At 42.3% G+C, this 19595-nt stretch carries 15 protein-coding genes and 6 pseudogenes; 15 read left to right on the top strand and 6 right to left on the bottom strand.

From position 1 onward, the window contains the following. Positions 1-31: 31 nt before the first annotated feature. The 8 genes and pseudogenes from GQR42_RS23855 (at position 32) to GQR42_RS23820 (ending at position 8812) form a co-directional block, all read left to right on the top strand. Positions 32-316, top strand: a complete 285-nt coding sequence (locus GQR42_RS23855) for a DUF7734 family protein (RefSeq protein WP_158201877.1) — start codon at positions 32-34, stop codon at positions 314-316. A 228-nt stretch (positions 317-544) separates the two neighbouring features. Next, positions 545-1556 (top strand): annotated as a pseudogene (gene egtD / locus GQR42_RS23850) (L-histidine N(alpha)-methyltransferase). A 40-nt stretch (positions 1557-1596) separates the two neighbouring features. After that, positions 1597-2952, top strand: a complete 1356-nt coding sequence (gene ovoA / locus GQR42_RS23845) for a 5-histidylcysteine sulfoxide synthase (protein WP_158201876.1) — start codon at positions 1597-1599, stop codon at positions 2950-2952. Positions 2953-3180: 228 nt separating this feature from the next. After that, positions 3181-3615, top strand: coding sequence for a VOC family protein (locus GQR42_RS23840; protein ID WP_158201875.1), 435 nt, complete (start codon positions 3181-3183; stop codon positions 3613-3615). Between the two features lie 133 nt (positions 3616-3748). Further along, positions 3749-5527, top strand: coding sequence for a S8 family peptidase (locus GQR42_RS23835; RefSeq protein WP_158201874.1), 1779 nt, complete (start codon positions 3749-3751; stop codon positions 5525-5527). Between the two features lie 390 nt (positions 5528-5917). Beyond that, positions 5918-7117 (top strand): annotated as a pseudogene (locus GQR42_RS30175) (RNA-guided endonuclease InsQ/TnpB family protein). Between the two features lie 195 nt (positions 7118-7312). Further along, on the top strand, positions 7313-7870 hold the full coding sequence (locus GQR42_RS23825) for a response regulator (protein ID WP_158201873.1): 558 nt from the start codon (positions 7313-7315) through the stop codon (positions 7868-7870). Positions 7871-8032: 162 nt separating this feature from the next. Then, positions 8033-8812 carry a DUF1350 family protein gene (locus GQR42_RS23820; protein WP_158201872.1) on the top strand — a complete coding sequence of 260 codons (780 nt, stop codon included), beginning with the start codon at positions 8033-8035 and terminating at the stop codon, positions 8810-8812. Here GQR42_RS23820 and GQR42_RS23815 read toward each other — a convergent pair. Then, positions 8809-9267, bottom strand: a pseudogene (locus GQR42_RS23815) (Uma2 family endonuclease); the annotation flags it as partial. The gene GQR42_RS23820 and the pseudogene GQR42_RS23815 overlap by 4 nt on opposite strands. 107 nt (positions 9268-9374) lie before the next feature. On the opposite strand from GQR42_RS23815, the pseudogene GQR42_RS23810 reads away from it, so the two are divergent. Beyond that, positions 9375-10579, top strand: a pseudogene (locus GQR42_RS23810) (RNA-guided endonuclease InsQ/TnpB family protein). A 429-nt stretch (positions 10580-11008) separates the two neighbouring features. Here GQR42_RS23810 and GQR42_RS23800 read toward each other — a convergent pair. The 5 genes and pseudogenes from GQR42_RS23800 to GQR42_RS23780 all read right to left on the bottom strand — a co-directional run. Continuing rightward, positions 11009-11125 (bottom strand): annotated as a pseudogene (locus GQR42_RS23800) (Uma2 family endonuclease); the annotation flags it as partial. Positions 11126-11144: 19 nt separating this feature from the next. Then, the gene (locus tag GQR42_RS23795) at positions 11145-12416 is read right to left on the bottom strand and encodes an FIST signal transduction protein (RefSeq protein ID WP_158201871.1); all 1272 of its coding nucleotides are present in this window, start codon (positions 12414-12416) and stop codon (positions 11145-11147) included. 149 nt (positions 12417-12565) lie between these two features. After that, entirely contained in the window at positions 12566-12820 is a 255-nt protein-coding gene (locus GQR42_RS23790) for a SemiSWEET transporter (RefSeq protein ID WP_002776654.1), read from the bottom strand. 223 nt (positions 12821-13043) lie between these two features. Continuing rightward, entirely contained in the window at positions 13044-13544 is a 501-nt protein-coding gene (locus GQR42_RS23785) for a L,D-transpeptidase (RefSeq protein WP_158201870.1), read from the bottom strand. A gap of 55 nt (positions 13545-13599) precedes the next feature. Further along, positions 13600-13869: a hypothetical protein gene (locus GQR42_RS23780; RefSeq protein WP_158201869.1), complete on the bottom strand. Its 270-nt coding sequence runs from the start codon at positions 13867-13869 to the stop codon at positions 13600-13602. 337 nt (positions 13870-14206) lie between these two features. Between GQR42_RS23780 and GQR42_RS23775 the strand changes: the two genes are divergently transcribed. The 6 genes and pseudogenes from GQR42_RS23775 to GQR42_RS23755 all read left to right on the top strand — a co-directional run bounded on the left by GQR42_RS23775 (position 14207) and on the right by GQR42_RS23755 (position 19505). Continuing rightward, entirely contained in the window at positions 14207-15784 is a 1578-nt protein-coding gene (locus tag GQR42_RS23775; RefSeq protein WP_158201868.1) for a serine/threonine-protein kinase, read from the top strand. 47 nt (positions 15785-15831) lie between these two features. Further along, positions 15832-16485 carry a DUF6338 family protein gene (locus tag GQR42_RS23770; RefSeq protein WP_158201867.1) on the top strand — a complete coding sequence of 218 codons (654 nt, stop codon included), beginning with the start codon at positions 15832-15834 and terminating at the stop codon, positions 16483-16485. After that, positions 16486-16623: a hypothetical protein gene (locus GQR42_RS28005; RefSeq protein ID WP_199273232.1), complete on the top strand. Its 138-nt coding sequence runs from the start codon at positions 16486-16488 to the stop codon at positions 16621-16623. Positions 16624-16698: 75 nt separating this feature from the next. After that, positions 16699-17574, top strand: a complete 876-nt coding sequence (locus GQR42_RS23765; protein ID WP_158201866.1) for an ABC transporter ATP-binding protein — start codon at positions 16699-16701, stop codon at positions 17572-17574. 370 nt (positions 17575-17944) lie between these two features. Continuing rightward, positions 17945-18749, top strand: a pseudogene (locus GQR42_RS23760) (ABC transporter permease). Beyond that, positions 18750-19505, top strand: a complete 756-nt coding sequence (locus GQR42_RS23755; RefSeq protein ID WP_002781161.1) for an ABC transporter ATP-binding protein — start codon at positions 18750-18752, stop codon at positions 19503-19505. It begins immediately after the preceding pseudogene. Positions 19506-19595 lie beyond the last annotated feature (90 nt).

The following is a 19595-nucleotide window of genomic DNA, read 5'->3' as shown; positions in this document are numbered from 1 at the left end:
TTTTTAGCTATCGATGATTAGCCATTTTTCTATGAATATTGGTCAACAACTCGAACAATACACCCTTAAAAATCCCCAAGAGGTTTTATTGGTGACTATTGCTGTGGATGGGGAGGAGGAAGAAATCTCTATTTTTAAAGGTTTTTCTAGTTCCCTTACCCGCAGCACCCCCTACGATCCAGATATTCCGCTCATTCCTGAAACGGCGACAATTATTAGGATAGATCGTCTTGCTAGTCCCTATCATCCCCTTAAACCTCGCTACATTCAAGAAAATCTTACTTTAGAGGAAATGCAGTCTTTACTGATTAATTGAACCGATAATTTTGCTTGGATAACATCAGCACCCATCTCGATCGATTTAACAGCTTTTATTTACGATCCACAAACTTTGTCTATCTAGACAAGAGGTAAATTTTGCGGCGTTTTATGGTAAAATTACCGGGGAACGATAATCTCTGCCAGCATTCAAGCTGTCAAAGTGGATTTCATCCTCGGTATCGATCGAGAACAATCAAAAAAATTGAGAATAATCGGAGAATCTATGCAGCTTAACCCATCTAACCAAGAACTATTACAAATTGAGTATCTAGTTACTTCCGCTACTGGTCAAAATATAGTTAAAGATGAGGGAAAAGATGTGATTGAAGGATTAACTCAAACCCCCAAAAGTTTACCATCTAAATATTTTTATGATCGGCAAGGTTCCCAACTTTTTGAAGAAATCTGTCAATTGCCAGAATACTATCCCACTAGGACAGAAGCGGCTATTCTTCAAGAATATGCCCCAGAAATTGTCGCCTATACAGGAGCCTGCGAATTGATCGAATTAGGCAGTGGTAGTTCCACTAAAACTCGTCTGTTATTGGACGCTTATTATCACCAGCAAAAATCCTCTAAATATGTACCTATTGATGTTAGTGAAAACTATTCTCCAAGCTAGTGCCATAGAATTACAAAAAGAATATCCTAATTTACTTATTCAGGGGTTAATTGGAACCTATGAACAGGCCTTAGCCTATTATCAAAACGCTTCCGATAATACCAGAATGATTTTTTTCTTGGGAAGTTCGATCGGTAATTTTTCTGCGGCTGAATGTGATAAATTTTTAGAAAAAATTGCCACTGTCCTCAAAGCTGGAGATTATTTTTTATTAGGGATTGATCTCCAAAAACCATCGGCAATTTTAGAAGCAGCTTATAATGATGCACAAGGGGTGACAGCCGCTTTTAATTTAAATATGCTTTCCCATTTAAATTGGCGTTTTCAAGCTGATTTTAACCTAGATTTATTTAGTCATCAAGCTATCTATAATCAAGAGCAATCTCAAATTGAAATGTATTTAATTTGTCAAAAAACTCACCCTGTCCATCTTAAAAAACTCGATTTAACGGTTAATTTTCAAGCATCGGAGAGTATTTTAACAGAAATATCCCGTAAATTCAACCTAGAAACTATGCAAAAAGACCTAGAATCAAAGGGATTAAAACCGCTTAAGGGTTTCACCGATCCTGAAAATTTATTCGGTTTAATTCTCTGTCAATTATCACCGTAAATAATGAAAACATTTTTATCAGTAATAGAGGCATAAAAACATGGAAAAGATTCAAGCACAGGCTCCTATCTCTCTAAAAAACTGTAGTCGAGAAAATATACTGGACTATTTTGACAATGCTTGGCAATTAGAAGATATGCTGTTAAAAAGCATCATCAAAGAAGAAGCTTTTTATTGTAACCCTGATGATTTAAGAAATCCCCTCATCTTTTATTTAGGTCATGCTGCCGCTTTTTATCTGAATAAATTGCAGATGGTTAACCTATTAAAAAAAAGCCCTAATCCTGACTATGAATTATTGTTTGGAGTGGGAGTAGATCCAGCAACTCCCGCAGAATTAAACTCTGCTATCGCTCATATTCAATGGCCCGGGGTGGCTAAAGTTTGGGAATATCGGCAACAAGTCTCTGAAATTGTGGTCGAAATAATTAAAAATATCCCCCTTAATCTTCCCATTCATCCTCAGCATTATCTCTGGTCATTAATGATGGGAATTGAGCATCAGCGTGTTCACTTTGAAACATCTTCAATGTTACTCAGACAACTGCCTCTAGATTGTCTGCAACGTCCTCAAGGTTGGCATTATGCTCCTGCTTTGGGTCCAGTTTATCCTAATCAAATGGTGGAGGTTTCTGGGGGAATAGTAGAAATTGGTAAACCCCAAGATTCTCCTATTTATGGTTGGGATAATGAGTATGGTTATCGTCAAGTTCAAGTTAACAATTTTCTGGTGAGTAAATATATGATTACCAACGGAGAATTTAAAGAATTTGTCGATGATGGTGGCTACGAAAATCCCAGTTATTGGGATGAGGAAGCTTGGCAATGGAAAAATCATTATCGAGTCAAATATCCTAAATTTTGGCTGGTAGATGAGCGCGGAAATTATCAATATCGAGCCATGTTTGATGTTTTCGATTTACCTCTCGATTGGCCAGTAGAAGTGAACTATTATGAAGCGATCGCCTACTGTCGTTTTCAAGGTCAAGGAATACGTTTAATGACGGAAGCTGAGTGGAATTTAGTCACCTATGGCAGTCAAAAAAATCGATGTTATACCCTAGAAAACGATAACTTTGAGGACTATAACCTCAATTTAAAATTCTGTTCTCCCACTCCCGTGGGAATGTTAAAAAATACGGGCAATAACTCAGAAATTTATGATTTACGCGGTAACGTCTGGGAATGGCTAGAAGATGATTTTAATCCCTTAACTGACTTTCAACCCCATTACCTCTATGCTGACAATTCCACTCCTTTCTTTAATAGTCAACATAAAATGATGTTAGGAGGAGCTTGGGTGACTAACGGCACAGAAATCCTCCCCTACTATCGCAATTGGTTTCGCCGGAATTTTTATCAACACGCTGGTTTTAGAATCGCACAAAGTCTTTAGGTGGGGTTTTATCGATTTTCAGGGAAAAAGTGCCGAAAATTTCCCTGCGATTACTCTAAGAGTCGGCACTTTTTGATGTCAAAAAAGCCTAAAGATATTATCCAACAAGGTTTTTAGATTTATTCGGCCAATCCTAGGTAATGGCCAATTTCAAGAAAAAATTCCTGTAACAGTCGCCCCTCGATCGCTACAATGGAACCTAGTAGAATGCCGATAAACTCGATCGCCATGAATCAACCTGCAATTTTTCATCTCGCTATTCCGATTACCGATGTGTCCACCGCTAAAAGCTTTTACTGTGATGGTTTAGGTTGTTTAGCGGGAAGGGAAACCGAGAAAGCGATAATCTTAAATTTCTATGGTCATCAGGTGGTCGCTCACGTCACCGAAACGCCTCTTACTCCCCAAAATAGCATTTATCCTCGCCATTTTGGTCTAATTCTGCCGGATGCCAGCGATTGGGACAATCTTCTCGCACAAGCACGAGTCAATCAACTAAAATTTTATCTAGAACCAAAAACTCGCTTTGCTGGGGAGATAACCGAACATAAAACCTTTTTTCTGGAGGATCCTTTCTATAATCTCCTCGAATTTAAACATTATCGCCACTACGAAGCTATTTTTGCCAGTCGGCAATTAACAGCGATCGGCGATCGAGCTTAAAATAAACCACAGGTGACTTTTTTGTAACCAGTTAGTTCTATCTTTAACCGAGACAAAAATAGGGGAACTTCGCTCAGATTTTCTCATCAAAACTAAAAACCTTGGCTTGTAATGATAAATTCTTAGGAAATCTATGAAAAAAATTTTATTGTTAACCCTATTCATTATCGGTCTAGGATTTGCTCTCTTTAACTTTACCGGATTAGCAAATCGGGGCGAATATCAATCAATTTTAATCGACTTTAAAGACGATATACCCGTCAGCGTCCTCGATGAGCAGTTAAATGCTATCAACAAAAAAGCGGGAAAAACCACCAGTTTAAATAGTATCTTTTCCATCGAGGAACATCTTTACACTGTCGATGGAGATAGCCAACTCCTGAAAACTCTCCGCAATTCCGACGTAAAAAAATACACCGAATCGATCGAACCCGATTATATTTATCATGCTTTTATCGCCCCCAACGACCCCGACTATAGCAAACAGTGGAACCTGCGGGGAATTAACATCGAACGCGCTTGGGAAGAAAATCACGGTGAAGGGATCACCGTCGCCGTTATTGATACAGGTGTATCAATGGTTCCCGATCTGCGAGAAACCGAGTTTGTCGAAGGCTACGACTTCGTCAATGATCGCAGCAATGCCGAAGACGATAACGGTCACGGAACCCATGTAGCGGGAACAATTGCCCAATCGACCAATAATAACTACGGGGTAGCCGGCATCGCCTACAAAGCCAAAATTATGCCCCTCAAGGTACTTTCCGGGACGGGTGGGGGAAGCGTGGGAGATATTGCCGAAGCGATTCGTTTTGCCGTCGACAATAAAGCCGATGTCATCAATATGAGTTTAGGGGGTGGAGGCGAAACCCAAGTAATGAAAGAGGCGATCGAATATGCCTATAGTAAAGGTGTGGTAATCGTCGCCGCTGCCGGTAATGCCGATGATAATTCCGCCGCCTATCCTGCCCGTTTTCCCCACGTTATCGGCGTTTCTGCGGTAGATGCCTCCGGAAATAAAGCCCCCTATTCTAATTTCGGGGCCGGAATCGATATTGCTGCCCCCGGCGGCTCCGATACGGGTAAAATTATCCAAGAAACCATCGATCCCGCTAAAGGGGGGGAACCAGCGTTCCTCGGTTTTCAGGGAACCAGCATGGCAGCCCCTCACGTTGCCGGGGTGGTAGCTTTAATCAAGGCCGCGGGAATTAAAGAACCCAATGCAGTTTTAGAGGTTTTGCAACAGTCGGCCCGTAAGATCAATGATGATCCCTTTAATCATTTTGGGGCCGGACAATTAGACGCGGGCAGTGCCGTACAATTAGCCCTAAAAGGACAGATTACTTTCCGGGATTTTTGGCGTTGGTTGCGCGATAACGGTTATCTCAATCCCCGTTTCTGGATTGATGGCGGCGCGGTGGCGGTTTTACCCAAAATGGCGATGGTTTTGGGTTCTTATCTCCTCGCTTGGCTACTGAGAAATTATTTTCCCTTCTCTTGGAACGTATTTTTGAATGCTGGTCTAATTTTTGGCAGTTCTGGCTTATTTTTCCTCAGAGGTCTTTATATCTTCGATTTACCCCAATGGCCTTTCCGAGTGCTGGGTAGTTCTCTTTCCGACCTAGGAGGCGTTATTCAGGGAAGTTCTGCCCTCAATCCGCTTTTTGCCAGTGTTATCCTGCCCTTTGTCCTGATTGCCCTGCTTTTGGGTCATCCCCAAGCAAAATGGTTAGCGGTGGGGGCATCTTTAGCTATGGCGGTGACTTTAGGTATCAGTGCTGTTATCCATCCTACTCTGATCTGGTTAGGTTCTGGTACGATCGCTCAGGCATTTTTGGGCGTAAATGCGCTTTTATGTCTCGGTTTAGGTTATTTAGCCCTAAAAAGTGCTACTTCCTCCCGATACGCTTAAACAGGGGTTACAATGGGACAACAAAGGTGATTTACCGCTCAAAACCTCTTTGGTTTTGGTATCTTCCTTTTGTTTTGCCTTGAGTTCTCCTACAACAGCAGCCTCGGACATTAACCGAGGTTTTTTCTTTATCTCAAATGTCGGGGTGAAGACCCTCGCATTTAGCGACGGGATGAAACCCCGACCAATATAAAACAGCACTTCGACAGGCTCAGTGACACGAAGCACGACACTTCGACAGAGCTTCGCTGGCCACACTTCGACACATTTCGACAGATTTCGACAGGCTCAATGTAAAGGCTCAATGTAAAGGCTCAGTGGACGCTAAAATCTTGACAATCCGATGCTCTACAGGTTAACTTAAAATAAGTTGTTTGAGGTCGATAAGCAATGATTGTCTTAGAAATGAAAGCCGTGGTCAAACCAAGTCAGTGTTCTGCCATCGATGAGGCTATTCGTACAGTACAATTCATCAGAAACAAAGCATTAAGGCTTTGGATGGATGCCAAGAGAGAAGACAAAATCGATAAATATTCTCTCAATAAATATTGTGCAGTTCGCGGCCATTCAGTTTAAGTTTGTCGATGCTTTAAATTCTATGGCTAGACAAGCATCAGCAGAACGTGACTGGTCAGCTATTGCTCGTTTCTATGATAATTGTAAGAAAAAAAATAAAAGGTAAAAAAGGTTATCCCAAATTTCAGAAAAATAATCGTTCTGTGGAATATAAAAACTGTGGAGGTCAACTATCGGAGGATAGAAAAAAAATTACTTTCACAGATAAGAAAAACATTGGCACGGTTAAACTAAAAGGAACTAGAGACCTAAACTTTTACCCTCTAGACCAAATTAAACGAGTTAGGATTGTTAAACGAGCAGATGGTTATTATGTCCAATTCTGTCTAAGCGTTGATATTCGGGAATATGCTAAACCCCTAGAACCAACTAAAAGATGTGTAGGATTGGATGTAGGTTTAAAAGTTTTCTACGCTAATAGTGATGGGGAAACAGTAGAAATACGGCAATACTATCGCCAGGCGGAAAAAAGATTAAGCCGTTTGAATCGGAAGAAATCCCAAAAGTTTAGAAAAGGTCAACCCCAATCAAACAACTACCAAAGGGACAGAAAGAGAGCTGCTAGAAAACATTTAAGAATAAGTAGGCAACGTAGAGGCAATGCCCTCAAAAGAGGCATGGCGCGTCATTAAATCTAACGATTTCATCGCTCAGGTCAACTTAAATATTCAAGGCATGGTAAAAAACTCTAAACTAGCTAAATCTATTAATGATGTGGCTTGGTCAACACTTCGACAAAGCTCAGTGTTAACTTTTCGACAACGGTTAGAATATTTTGGCTTTAAATATGGTAAGGCTACCGTAGCCATACCATCCCATAACACGAGTCAAAATTGCTCTAATTGTGGTCAAAAAGTCCCTAAATCTCTATCCACAAGAACCCCTATTTGTCCTCACTGTGGCTATGCAGAAGATAGAGATATTAACGCCGCTATCAACATTCTGAAAAGGGGACTAAGTACGGTGGGACACACAGAAACTGATACACTTGGGGAGAGATTCCCTCTGACTTGATTGGATAGGTCCTGTCAGGTTAAGGAAACTCAGCGGAACCAAGAATCCCGAAGCGCTTAGTGCGAAGGGAGTGTCAAGGTGTATGTTAGTTTCTAAGGGGTTTTTGGGAATCCTCAATCCCTATCCCGACAGTTTCCCTCAATACCCCCTCGAATCATCGAGCTTATCTATTATCTCTTTTCTAAGGTGTATATTGTGTCAAATCATAAAATTCTCGTTATCGATGACAGTAAAGTGATCAGGATGCACGTTCGCGATATGTTACCAGAGGGTAACTTTGAAGTCCTCGAAGCTAAAGACGGATTAGAGGGCTATAATCTCATCCGTACCGAAAACCCGAATTTGATTATTTTGGACTTCCTGCTGCCGAAAATGAGCGGTTGGGATCTGTTTCAGGAAATCCAAAGAGAAGATAATCTCAAAAGTATTCCCCTAGTGTTAATGTCGGGACGGAAAGAGGAGGTAGTAGAGAAAATCCCCGAACCTTTCCAGCATTTTGCCTTTATTGAGAAGCCTTTCGACCAAAAACAATTGGTACAAGCGATTAAAGAAGCGATGACCAAGGCCAAACAATATTCACAATATTCTCCCAAACCAACAGTTTCTAGCCCGAAACCAGAGGAACTCACCGGGGATTATAGCACCGATATTCAGACTCTCCAGTCCCAAATTGCCCAAATGCAAACAGAAATGGAAAGTATCAAGAAACAAATGTCTCAATTAGTGGCTTTTATTAAGAAAAAACTGGCCTAGAACTATTCATCCCGATCTTTGATGATTTGGGCAAGCAGTTATCGTTATCCGGCGGTGCCAATCTCTGGCTAATCTCCTATCCCTTTTCAACAGGATTTAGTATAATATGAAGTGATATTTATTTGGTCAGTGACTAAGTTATTAATTAACTGATAACTAATTATGAATTGGCAAGAAATAGCAGGTAATTGGGTTTTTCTCCCCCGTCGCCCCCGGGGTATCATTCACTTTTTAGGGGGGGCATTTGTGGCGACAGCCCCGAATATCACCTATCGTTGGTTATTAGAAAGTCTTGGGAATTCAGGATACGCTATTGTTGCGACTCCCTTTGTTAATACCCTCGATCACAAATCGATCGCCCGCACAGTTTTAAACCGTTTTGATAATATTATTGAACGTCTGCGCTGGAATCATAGTCTGCCCCAAGGTTATCTCCCCATCTACGGATTGGGTCACAGTATGGGGTGTAAACTACATTTATTAATCGGTAGTCTCTACGAAGTGGAACGGGAGGGAAATATCCTCATTTCCTTCAATAATTATCCCATTCGTCGGGCTATTCCCTTTATTGAACCTTTGCAAATTGACACCACTTTTAACCTCGAATTTACCCCTTCTCCCGAAGAAACAAACGAGTTAATTTTCCAAGATTATGCCATTCGTCGCAATCTTTTAATCCGTTTTCAAGACGACACGATCGATCAATCTCTGGTATTAAATCCCCTGCTAAAAAAACGCTTTAATGATTTAATTGCCCTGCGAACTCTCCCGGGCAATCATCTCACTCCCTTGAGTCAAGATGTCAGTTGGCAAACCGGAGAAGTATTTACTCCCCTCGACGCGATCGGCCAATGGTTAAAACAGGGACTTGCCCGGGATAATTCCCGTCTCAAAGATGAGATTCTCCACTGGTTAAATCCCGTCCTTCCAGTCTCTCGTTAGCTTTCCTCTAGATTAATCCCCATTGCCCGTAATTGCGCCTCTATGCGGGCTAATTTTGCCTCAGCTTCCCGGGCCCGTTGACGTTCCTGTGGGGCTTGCTGTTCGGCAGCGTCTGCTCGTTGTTCGGCTAATTCAGCTTTTTGCTTGATTTCTAGGGTGGTCAAAAACCGCGAGCCATCGGGATAAAAAATAGCTAACTGGGGACTCTCCAGTTGAAAACGAATCTGTAGAAGCGGACTCTGCCAATTATCAATTGCGGGAATCATCTCCAATTGATCACCCCTTCGCCACCAACCCTGTAGATAATTAGCATCGGGATCATAGAGATAATATTCTTCTACGCCAAAACGCTGATAAAATTGCCATTTTCGGCGCATTTCCGCTTTATTGTTGCCCGGAGAGAGAATTTCAAAGACTACCTGCGGCGCAATCTGGTTTTCTAACCATTGCTTATGCCGGAGCGGTGAGGATGAGGATGTCAAGACGAAAATGAATTTAAATCTCTTTGAGATTATTGGCAGACCTAGTTAAAATAAAGTACAGACACACCCATTCTAACCCAATGAAAGCAAGGTATCAATACCGGATTTATCCAACCGACCAACAAAAGAGGCTTTTGTCTCAATTGTTTGGGTGTGTGCGTGTCGTCTGGAACGATACCTTAGCTTACTGCCAAGAACTCTATCGACAAGGAGAGAAAAAGCTGAAATATACAGAGTTGTCCAAAAGACTAACTCAAATTAAAAAGACAACAGAAAAAGTCTGGCTGACTGAGGTTTCTTCTATTCCTTTGCAACAGTCTTTAAGAGACTTAGAAACTGCTTATTCTAACTTTTTTGCATCCTGTAAAGGAAAAAGAAAAGGCAGAAAAGTTAAGCCTCCTAAGTTTAAAAAGCGTAAATCTAAACAATCAGCAAGGTTTACTGACAACGGATGGTTAATCAACACAGCGTTACTTTAGCAAAAATTGTTGATTTAAAAGTGGTTTGGAGCCGTCCATTACCCTCTAAACCATCTAGCGTCACCGTGATTAAAGACGCAGCCGAGCGATATTTTCTCAGCTTTGTTGTTGAGATTCAACCCGAAACTTTGCCAGATAACGAGCAAGCTGTAGGAATCGATTTAGGGATTGCTACTTTTGCCACATTAGACACAGGAGAAAAAATAGATGCACCAAAACCTTTAAAAAGACGATTAAAACGGCTTAAAAAAGCACAGAGAAACCTTTCTAGAAAACAGAAAGGAAGTAAAAGAAGAGAGAAAGCCAGAAAACGAGTAGCTAAAATCCAGGCAAAGATTAAAGATACTCGGACTGATTTCTTGCAGAAACTATCTACTAGAATTGTCCGTGAGAATCAAACGATAGTCCTAGAAGATTTAAACACATCGGGAATGGTTAAAAATCGAAAATTGTCCCGTGCTATATCAGATTTAGGAGGGCGGTCTTTTCGAGATATGCTATCAGCGAAGTCCGATAAATATGGGCGTGATTTTCGACTAATTTCCCGTTGGGAGCCAACCAGTCAGCGATGCTCCTGTTGTGGGAATATTGGAGGCAAAAAAGCGTTAAATGTCCGTGAATGGGAATGCCTTTTTTGTGGTACTTTCCACGATAGAGATGTGAATGCAGCAATTAATATGAAAGTGGCCGTCGGGCATTCGGACACTCAAAATGGGCGTGGAGGAAAGCGTCAGACTTCTGTTAAAGAAGCGGCATCCCGTGAAGCGTCAACCCATCCGAAATTCATTCAATTAAGTTTGTTTTGAATTGCCGGTCATCACCGTCCGGCCCCGGCGGTGAGGATGTCAATATCCCCCTCGACCGGATACCACAACAGATCGCCGGCGATAAACACATTGTCATTTTCTGCGAATAAACATTCGAGATTTGGCTCTCCTCGACTTTGTGTATCAGTGCTTATCCTTCGTAGGAGTCTTGCCAGACAAGGCTTTAAAGACTATATTTCCCGAAAATTATCGGCTGCATCTCAATTTTGAGACTTTCCCTCACCTATAGGTGAGCAGCAGCAGTTATTCAAAGAGGGCGAAGGCAATTCGCCCCTACAATAATATGATTGCGCCAATGGTAGGGGCGCACTGCGTGCGCCCAAAATGTCCTCTAGATATTTCGACCAAATTGAGATGCACCCAAATTATCCCTATTCTTCTTCCTTCCACACAAAAACCAGAAGAGCCGAGATTTTCCTTGATCGTCACGATCCAGCGAAACTGTTTGGTATTATCGGCCATCGGTTTACCATCACTATCGGGATAGATAATCTCCGACTCAGAGAAAGATATCGCCTTTACCATCGTTCTACTCCCTAGCGTACTAATCATTTAGTATAGGATAAATTCCCTGACGAAAGAGGGCAAAAGCCGAAGTATAACCGTGTAAAAAAGTGCGCCCCGCCACCGGCCCGATTTCTCCGTTGCCAAAGAAACCAGCGAGGGGAACATTGGCGAAATAACGCTGAAAAAGACCCGAATCAAAGTCCGGTTTTTCGTAGAGATTTTCCCCGCGACCGAGACAGGAAAAGAGCAAAGCGCCTAGTATATCTGAACTAGCGGGTTTTTCTTGGGGAAAAGCTTGCAAAAGTAATTCTAAATCTAGGGCGGAAGTCTCGGCATCGCGCAGGTGAAATTGTACCCGCTGCCCCGGACGAACTTGATCGCCAATTGCGATCGCACCTTGGCGAGGATCTACTCCCAAAAGATTGCGAATTAAGAAATCCCCGGGCCGCAACTGCATTTTAAACTCATCCCTAGCAATACCGATAAAAAGCGAGTGTTGCGCTAATTCTCGGTCTTTTTCCCTCAAGGAGGCAATTAAATCCCGCAGTAGATTTAAAGGTGGTTGCGGGGTAGCATCGGCCTCTTTACTGGTCATGGAGATGATAATATTGCGTTCTCCCTCACTCACCTGATAAATCGGTCCGATGGGACGACAACCCTGGGCGACGATAGTTTCGACGATAATATTGCCAGAAAGGGCGATTCCTACGGTTCCCTGACGATAGAGATAGCTATTACGGGGTTTTTGTTGATCGTGGTAGAATAGACCCCCAGAACGTTCGATCATGCCACCACTGACTAAACCGCCGATTTTGGCCGAACCGGGGTAGGCAAAATCTAAACCCTCTAACAGATCATTGATGCGACCGGAAAAAGGAGCGGCTAAAAGGATAAATTGGGGATTTTTGGCCGCTTCTACCCCTAATAATTCTGTCCAACTAGAGGGGGAACTGTCGAGATCGGGCATTTCCGCCGCTTCGATATAGAAGGGCTGCACTTCCACATTAGGCAAATGGGCGACGGTGAGACTTAAAGCCGGACTCGCTTCGATTTCTCGCGCTTTTTCCCTGTCACCCATGCCGACAATCCCCGCCCCACCGCAGCCGATCAGGACAGGAACGGGGAGTTTATCCAAGATTAAGGGAACTAAACGGGGATAGTCGCTGGCATAGGCAGAAGAAATAAAAATTATGGCTAGATCTGCCGATCCAACTAACTTATCTGTCACTTTTTCCACTACCTCCGTCACCGCCGCTTCTAGGGAGGGACGGGTTGATAGGGCATTAATCCACTCGATGCGATCGCTCATGTTTCTTGACCCCAAATGTAGTCTAAATGGTCAAAAATGATCATCTTAACAATAAATTAACCTAAAAATCCTATCCTCGCCCCTAGATGTGGGGATAAATTGTAGAATTGTCATGACGTGAGCCAATAGGGCCGCAAGGGATTGTCAATTTAATCATATTTAATCTTAAAATAGAGAATTGTCCCCGCTAAGATAAAAGTAACAAAATTAGCGATAATAATCGGTTTACTGCTCATATAAATCCCGTAGATGAGCCAAAGAAAAACCCCCAGACAAAAGCAAATAAACATAGTTAGGGACAAGTCCTTAGCCGAACGATAACGCCAAGTTTTAATCACTTGGGGTAAAAAGGAGACAGTGGTTAATATTCCCGCCACGATCCCGATTAGTTCAATAATATTCACCGATTATCCTCTTTGCTCAGTTTCTCTCATTTTAAACTGTTGACTATCTAATACTAAATCCAGTTATTAAAAACTGATTATTTATTCTACCCTTTGCCTTTTGCCTCTTGCCTTTTGCCTTTCCTGATATGTAGCCTATACTCAACGGATTTAGTATAAATTACTCCTGACGACCGACGACCGACTCCTAACCTGACCAAGAAACTTTTTCAGCAGACCCTACTTATTGAGCGATTACTATCACCGAAGTGCCGATTTGTACCTTTTCAAATAAAGCCTTTATATCTCGATTGCGCATCCTGACGCAACCGTGGGAGACGGCCTGGCCGACGAGATTTTCTTGGGGTGTACCGTGAAAACCGACAAAATTCTGGCCATCCGTCCAAAATCCGATCCAACGCGCCCCTAAAGGGTTGTTTTTTCCCGATGGCACCAGTTGCCCGGTGAAAGGATGTTCCCAGACTGGTTCCCGCACCATCTGAATCACCCTAAATTCTCCCGTGGGGGTTTCCCAACCCCGACGACCGATCGCCACTGGGTAAGAAGCAATTATTTTCTGTCCTTGGTAAACAAAAACTCGTCTTTTTTTCAAATTCAGCAGCAACCGGGTTTCCGTTCGGGCTGCCGTGGCTGCGGTACGGGAATTGCCCAGACTAATCGGGGGATGGAGGAAAAATTCCCCTATTCCTAGATATAAACAGAGAATCGCCACAAAAACTCGCATCTGACACCAGCAAAGTCAAAAATTTTTATCTGTATTCTAATCTGATTGCTGCTTTTTAGACCTGTGGGACAAGATTTCGATGGTTTTGTGACTCTAAGATTGAATAGGTTTGATAGAGATCAAAAGCTGTGGCGATCAAGAGTTGATAAGGTTTGAAAATGGCCAACTGTGGAACTATTCGCCTTTTTTCATCGGTAAATTCCCCAGAATCACTTAATTGGCTGCTATTAAGCCGATAATAAGTTCCATAGGCTAGATAAAACAAGCTAGGAGAAGTCCCTAACATAAATCTTGTTGGCCACTTCCCATCGGTAATTGTCTGCATTTTTAGGTAATCAAAAAATAATTTTATAAGTGGGAAAGCACAATTATTTGTAGGCTAGGTTAGCGACATTGTAACCCCTCTGGGTATTCTTAAATTAATTAGACGCTCTGCTTTAAGTTAATAATTTGATTAATTTGTCCTTATTTTAGTTGTTAGTTTAGCCTATTGATGCTCCTAGAGCTATAATGGATTTCCGAAAAAAGCTGACATTCGAGCCTGAATAAAGTAAAATGTCAAGAAAAGTGAAATTAAGGTTTTTTTCTTGGCCTTAACTCACTTTTTCTGTATTTCGGAAAAGTCTTCAGGTTTTTAACCCTCTTGTTGGGTGTAAGGGTGAATGGACTCACAACTGGTCAATAATCGCTATCAAATTCTCAAAAAGCTAGGGGAGGGGGGATTCGGGACAACCTATCTGGCAGAAGACACCCAAATGCCTTCCCGTCGTCGCTGCGTGATCAAGCAACTGAAGCCCCTCGCTCACGATCCTCGAATATATCAACTCATTGGGGAGCGGTTTCAGAGAGAGGCTGCCATCTTGGAGGACTTGGGGCAGAAAAATGAGCAGATACCCCAACTCTATGCTTATGGTGAAGAGCAGGGGCAATTCTATCTAGTGCAAGAATATATCGATGGGGAAACCCTCTCGACAAAGGTGGGCAATCGTGGCGTGCTGGGGGATGCGGCGGTTCGGGATATCTTGCTAAAACTCTTAGCCGTCTTGGTTTATGTTCATGATCACCGGATTGTGCATCGGGATATCAAGCCAGACAACATTATTCTGCGGCGGGGAGATGAGCTGCCCGTGCTGATTGATTTCGGTGCGGTTAAGGAAACCATGGGGACGGTGATGACAGCAGCGGGCAACCCTACTAGCTCCATTGTCATCGGTACACCTGGTTTTATGCCCTCGGAGCAGAGTATAGGGCGGCCTGTGTACGCCACCGACCTTTATGCTTTGGGATTGACCGCCATTTATCTTCTCACGGGAAAAGTCCCCCAAGAATTGGCCACGGATCCTCTGACCGGGGAAATCCAGTGGCGAGATCATGCCCCCGGAGTTAGTCCAAGCTTGGCCCTAGTGTTAGATAAAGCCATCAAGTCCCATTATCAGGAGCGCTTTCCTACGGCCCAAGCTATGCAGGAAGCCTTGGCCCCTTCTTCTTCTCGAAGTACCGTTCTTCTTCCCCCGTCGCCCCCATCAACGGCAGTTCACCCCCCCGCACCTCAATCTAGGGGGGGAGATTGGTTAAAATTCGGGATTGTCGGTGGGGTGATGGGATTGGTTCTCTTGGCCGGATTTGTCTATCTTCAAGATCAACAACAAAAAGCATTTGAAGAAAGGCTCAACCAGCTACAACGGCAGTCACCTCCGGGATCGCCCTCCCCTCAACCCTCCCCTCCAGCGAGTCCTGAAAGCGCACCAGAGGCGAGTCCTGAAAACGCGCCAGAGGCGAGTCCTGAAAACGCGCCGACGGTGAGGGTTCCATCCCCCTATCTGCCAAGTCCCCAACCATCTCCAGTGGAATTATCGCCAACGCCCACCCCCACACCCTCTAGAATTGAACCAGAACCCTCAACTTCACCCTATCTTGATCAAGCTGATGCTATCTCCACCGTTGAAAATCTCTACTATCTCGTTTCTAATCGGCAGTATGACCAAGCAGTTCAACTATTCTCTCCCCAATTGGCCAATCAATTCAATCCCAAGTTTTTTAATCAGTTTGAAAGGGTAACGGTAGAGAACTTGCAGATTACCTCCCGTACTGATGCGATGATTAATTTACGGGGAGAGAATACTTATGTCTATCCTGATGGGACAACCCAAAGGGAACTGCGGTCTTATACTGTGAGAAAGACCGATCAAGGGAGCGAGATCGCCGCATCGGATTTTATTAAGGTGATTAAATTCCGCTAGGATTAAGACAGCGATCGCTAAACTTTTTTAACCTTTCAATCATTTTTATGTTTTTTCCGATTATCGCTCAATCCTCTTCTGGTTTGACATTTAACACCTTTAATGCTGTTATTTATACAGTTTGCTTTTTAGTGCCAGGTTTTGTAATTGACCTAACATTATCAAGATTTTTTTATAAGAAATCTGAGCAGGTTACTCTAATTTTATTAAGGTTTCTCACCTTCAGTTGTCTCAACTATATTCCCTGGATATTTGTTTATCTGCTGCTGTGGGATCGCAGTATTTTAGCCAACCCTAGTTTTTTAGCCTTTGCTTTTATTATCATTATTTTTATTAGTCCAATAATTGTAGGATTAATTTTAGGCTATGCTAACCAAAAACAGTTATTAGAACGAGGATTATCTGGTTTAGGGTTTAAAACAATTACAGGATTCCCTTCTGCTTGGGATTATTCCTTTAGTCGCATTGAGGAACCTGTCTGGATGTTAATTACTCTCAAAGATGGCAGTCAGATAGCGGGTTGGTTCGGAAAAAACTCTTTAGCTTCGTCAGAATCATCAGAACGAGATATTTATCTAGAACTGGTGTATAAATTAGAAGATGATGCTTGGCAACCAGTCCCCAGAAGCGCAGGAATTTTGATTAATGCAGAGGAAATTCGTTATATTGAATTTTGGCAGGATCAAACAGAGGTAACTTAAATGTCAGAAAAACAAGAACGACGGGTTGAGCAAAACGAACGTGGCTATCAAGCTAAAATTGATAGACCCCCTGGTAAACCTCCCACGGGTGGTTCCAATGTGAAACCACCACCAAATCAGGAGAAGGGGAAAAAATAAAAGATCGTGGGTGGAAAATATTCGAGTTTATCTGGGCTACACTAATCCATAGCTGGAATATTAACTTTTGTAACTATGACCGCCGCTATTGCTCTCGATCGCGTTTCTAAAATCTATAACAATCTCCCGGTAGTTAACGAGCTTTCCTTTACCATCGAAAAAGGGGAAATCTTTGGTTTACTCGGTCCCAATGGTGCGGGAAAATCGACGACAATCCGCATGATTATCACCCTCACCGAAGCAAGTCAAGGAGAAATCGCAGTGGCGGGGTATGATGTGAAAAAATACCGCGATCAGGTGAAGAAAAATATTGGGGTAGTCTTGCAACAGATTAGCGTTGATGGGGAATTAACCGTCTGGGAAAATCTGGAATTTCACGGCCGGATGCACCATATCCCCAATCCCCAGAGACAGGAATTAATCGATCGCTATTTAGATTATGTCAGTTTAAGCGATCGAAAATCTGCCCTTGCCAAAACTCTTTCCGGAGGGATGAAACGACGTTTACAGATTGCTCGCGCTCTTCTTCACGAACCAAAAATCCTCTTTCTCGATGAACCAACTGTCGGTTTAGACCCCCAAAATCGTCGTCGTTTGTGGGAAGTAATTCGCGATTTAAACCGGCAAGGAATGACAATTTTGTTAACCACTCACTACATGGAAGAAGTGGAATTTCTCTGTCAGGATAACGCCACGGGAAAAACGGGCAGAATTGGCATTATGGACGCGGGCAAATTAATCGAATTAGGAACTCTAACGGATTTTCGCACTAAGTATGGCGAAGGGTTAGTTATCAAACAAGTTGGCGATAAAATCGATTATAAATTCTTCCCCACCGTGGCTGATGCTAATTCTTATCTCGACAGTTTGAGCGATAAAACTGGAGTAATGTGTCGCCCTTCCAACCTCGAAGATATCTTTGTGGAACTGACGGGACATCAATTAGATTAAATTCTTGGTTTGGCTGTTAGGAAGTTGTTCAGTTATCGGTTTTTGACTCCGGTTTTTCTGAGATTAGCTCTGTTTAAATCGGCATTTCTTGGCTTTTATCTGATGTCTATTTTATTGGCAAACCTGCTAGAGTCTAGGTCAATTAGCTGAGGCTGTCCCTAAAAACCGAGTTTAACCCTAAAAAAAGAGGCTTTTAGCGGGTTTTAAGCTTTTTGAGCCAGATAAATGGCCTAGGAAGGGAACTTTTTCCCGAGAGGGAGAGTCGTCGGGAACTGGATAAAAACTAGAGTCCCCTCTCGATCGATAGACAAAATTGACGGTAATCGTTTAGAATAAAGCACTGAATACTGACGAGATGACAATTATCCCTATGACCGATCTCCAGACAAAAACTAGATGGTCAACAGCGCGGCGATATTACGAATTGCTTAGTGTTTTAGTGGAACGTAATCTCAAGGGACGCTATCGGGGTTCTTTTCTGGGGGTTTACTGGTCCTTGTTAAATCCCGTGATTATGACTGCACTATACACGGCAATTTTCGGTACGGTTTTCGCCTCTTATTTTGATAATTCTATAGTTAACTATGTCCTAGCGGCTTTCACCGGTTTAGTAGTAATAAATTTCTTTAATGCTTCCACTAACCAAGCTTTACCTAGTATTGTTGGTAATGGCAGTATTCTAAATAAAATTCGTCTGCCGGTTAGCATCTTTCCCGTTTCGATGGTAGTGGCAAATATTTTTCAATTTGCTATTAGTATCTTTCCCCTTTTGGCTATAGTAACTCTCTGGAAATCTCAAAGTTTAATTAATGTAATTGCTCTGATTTTTCCCGTGATCGCTCTTTCTCTGGTTTGCACGGGAGTGGGTTTTTTTTGTCAGTACCCTCTACGTTTTCTTCAGAGACTTACCCTATTTTTACGAAATTGTTTGTTTTGTCGCTTGGATTAGCAGCCCGATTTTCTATCCCCCAGAAATTATTCCTCCTTCCGTACAACCATTCCTCCTATTAAACCCATTATTACCGGTAATTGAAAGTATTCGCCAATTGTCCCTTTCCCCCGGATTACCGGATTTTAGTTTGATTTTTCAATCTCTACTTGGTGGGATCATCATCTTAGGAATTGGTTGGACTTGCTTCCGACTCTGGCGACATTTATTTATGGATTTATTATAAATGACAGAAGTAATTCGACTCGATCAAGTGTCTCTCGAAAGACGCACTCAAGAAGAATTTTCCTACGATCTAAAAAGGACAATCTTCTCTCTTCTTGAAGGTAAATATCGTCAACCAGCCAAAAAATTAGTTCTAGATGATATAGATTTAGTCATTAATTCTGGAGCGAAATTAGGTATCATTGGAGCTAATGGCGCAGGAAAATCTACTCTCTTAAAAGTTATTTGTGGTATTCTGGAACCGACAAAGGGACAGGTGAGAGTTAGGGGACAAATTGCCTCTCTAATTGAATTAGGAGCGGGTTTTGATCCAGATTTACCGGTAAAAGATAATATTATTCTCTATGGGGTAATGCTGGGATTTTCTCGTCAGGAAATGAAGGAAAAAACCAAAGATATCCTCGACTTTGCTGAGTTAGAAGAATATATGGGAGCGCCGGTGAAATCTCTTTCTTCTGGTATGGTGGCTCGTTTAGGATTTGCGATCGCCACGGAGGTTCACCCCGATATTCTTATTCTTGATGAAGTCCTTTCCGTCGGGGATGAAAGTTTTAAAAATAAGTGTAAACGACGTTTAAAAAAATTCTGGAATTCCAACGCTACTATTTTAGTAGTTTCCCACGATTTGACTTTAATTCAAGAGTCCTGTGACCAAGCAATTTGGCTAAATAAAGGCCAGTTGCAATGTCAGGGTACATCGGAAGATGTAATCAAGTTTTATTTGGATTCCGTACATCAAAATGAAGTTAATTTTTAATTAAGTAGGTAATCTCAATTAATTGTTAGATAGCAATAATCTATCTACGTTTTACTTAGGTCGAAAACGCTGTCACAAAATAAAAAACCT

Origin of the sequence: Microcystis aeruginosa FD4, from assembly GCF_009792235.1 — a bacterium.
Lineage (GTDB): Bacteria > Cyanobacteriota > Cyanobacteriia > Cyanobacteriales > Microcystaceae > Microcystis > Microcystis viridis.
The sequence above is the reverse complement of the archived record's forward strand: the minus strand, read 5'-3'. Positions and strand labels throughout refer to the sequence as shown.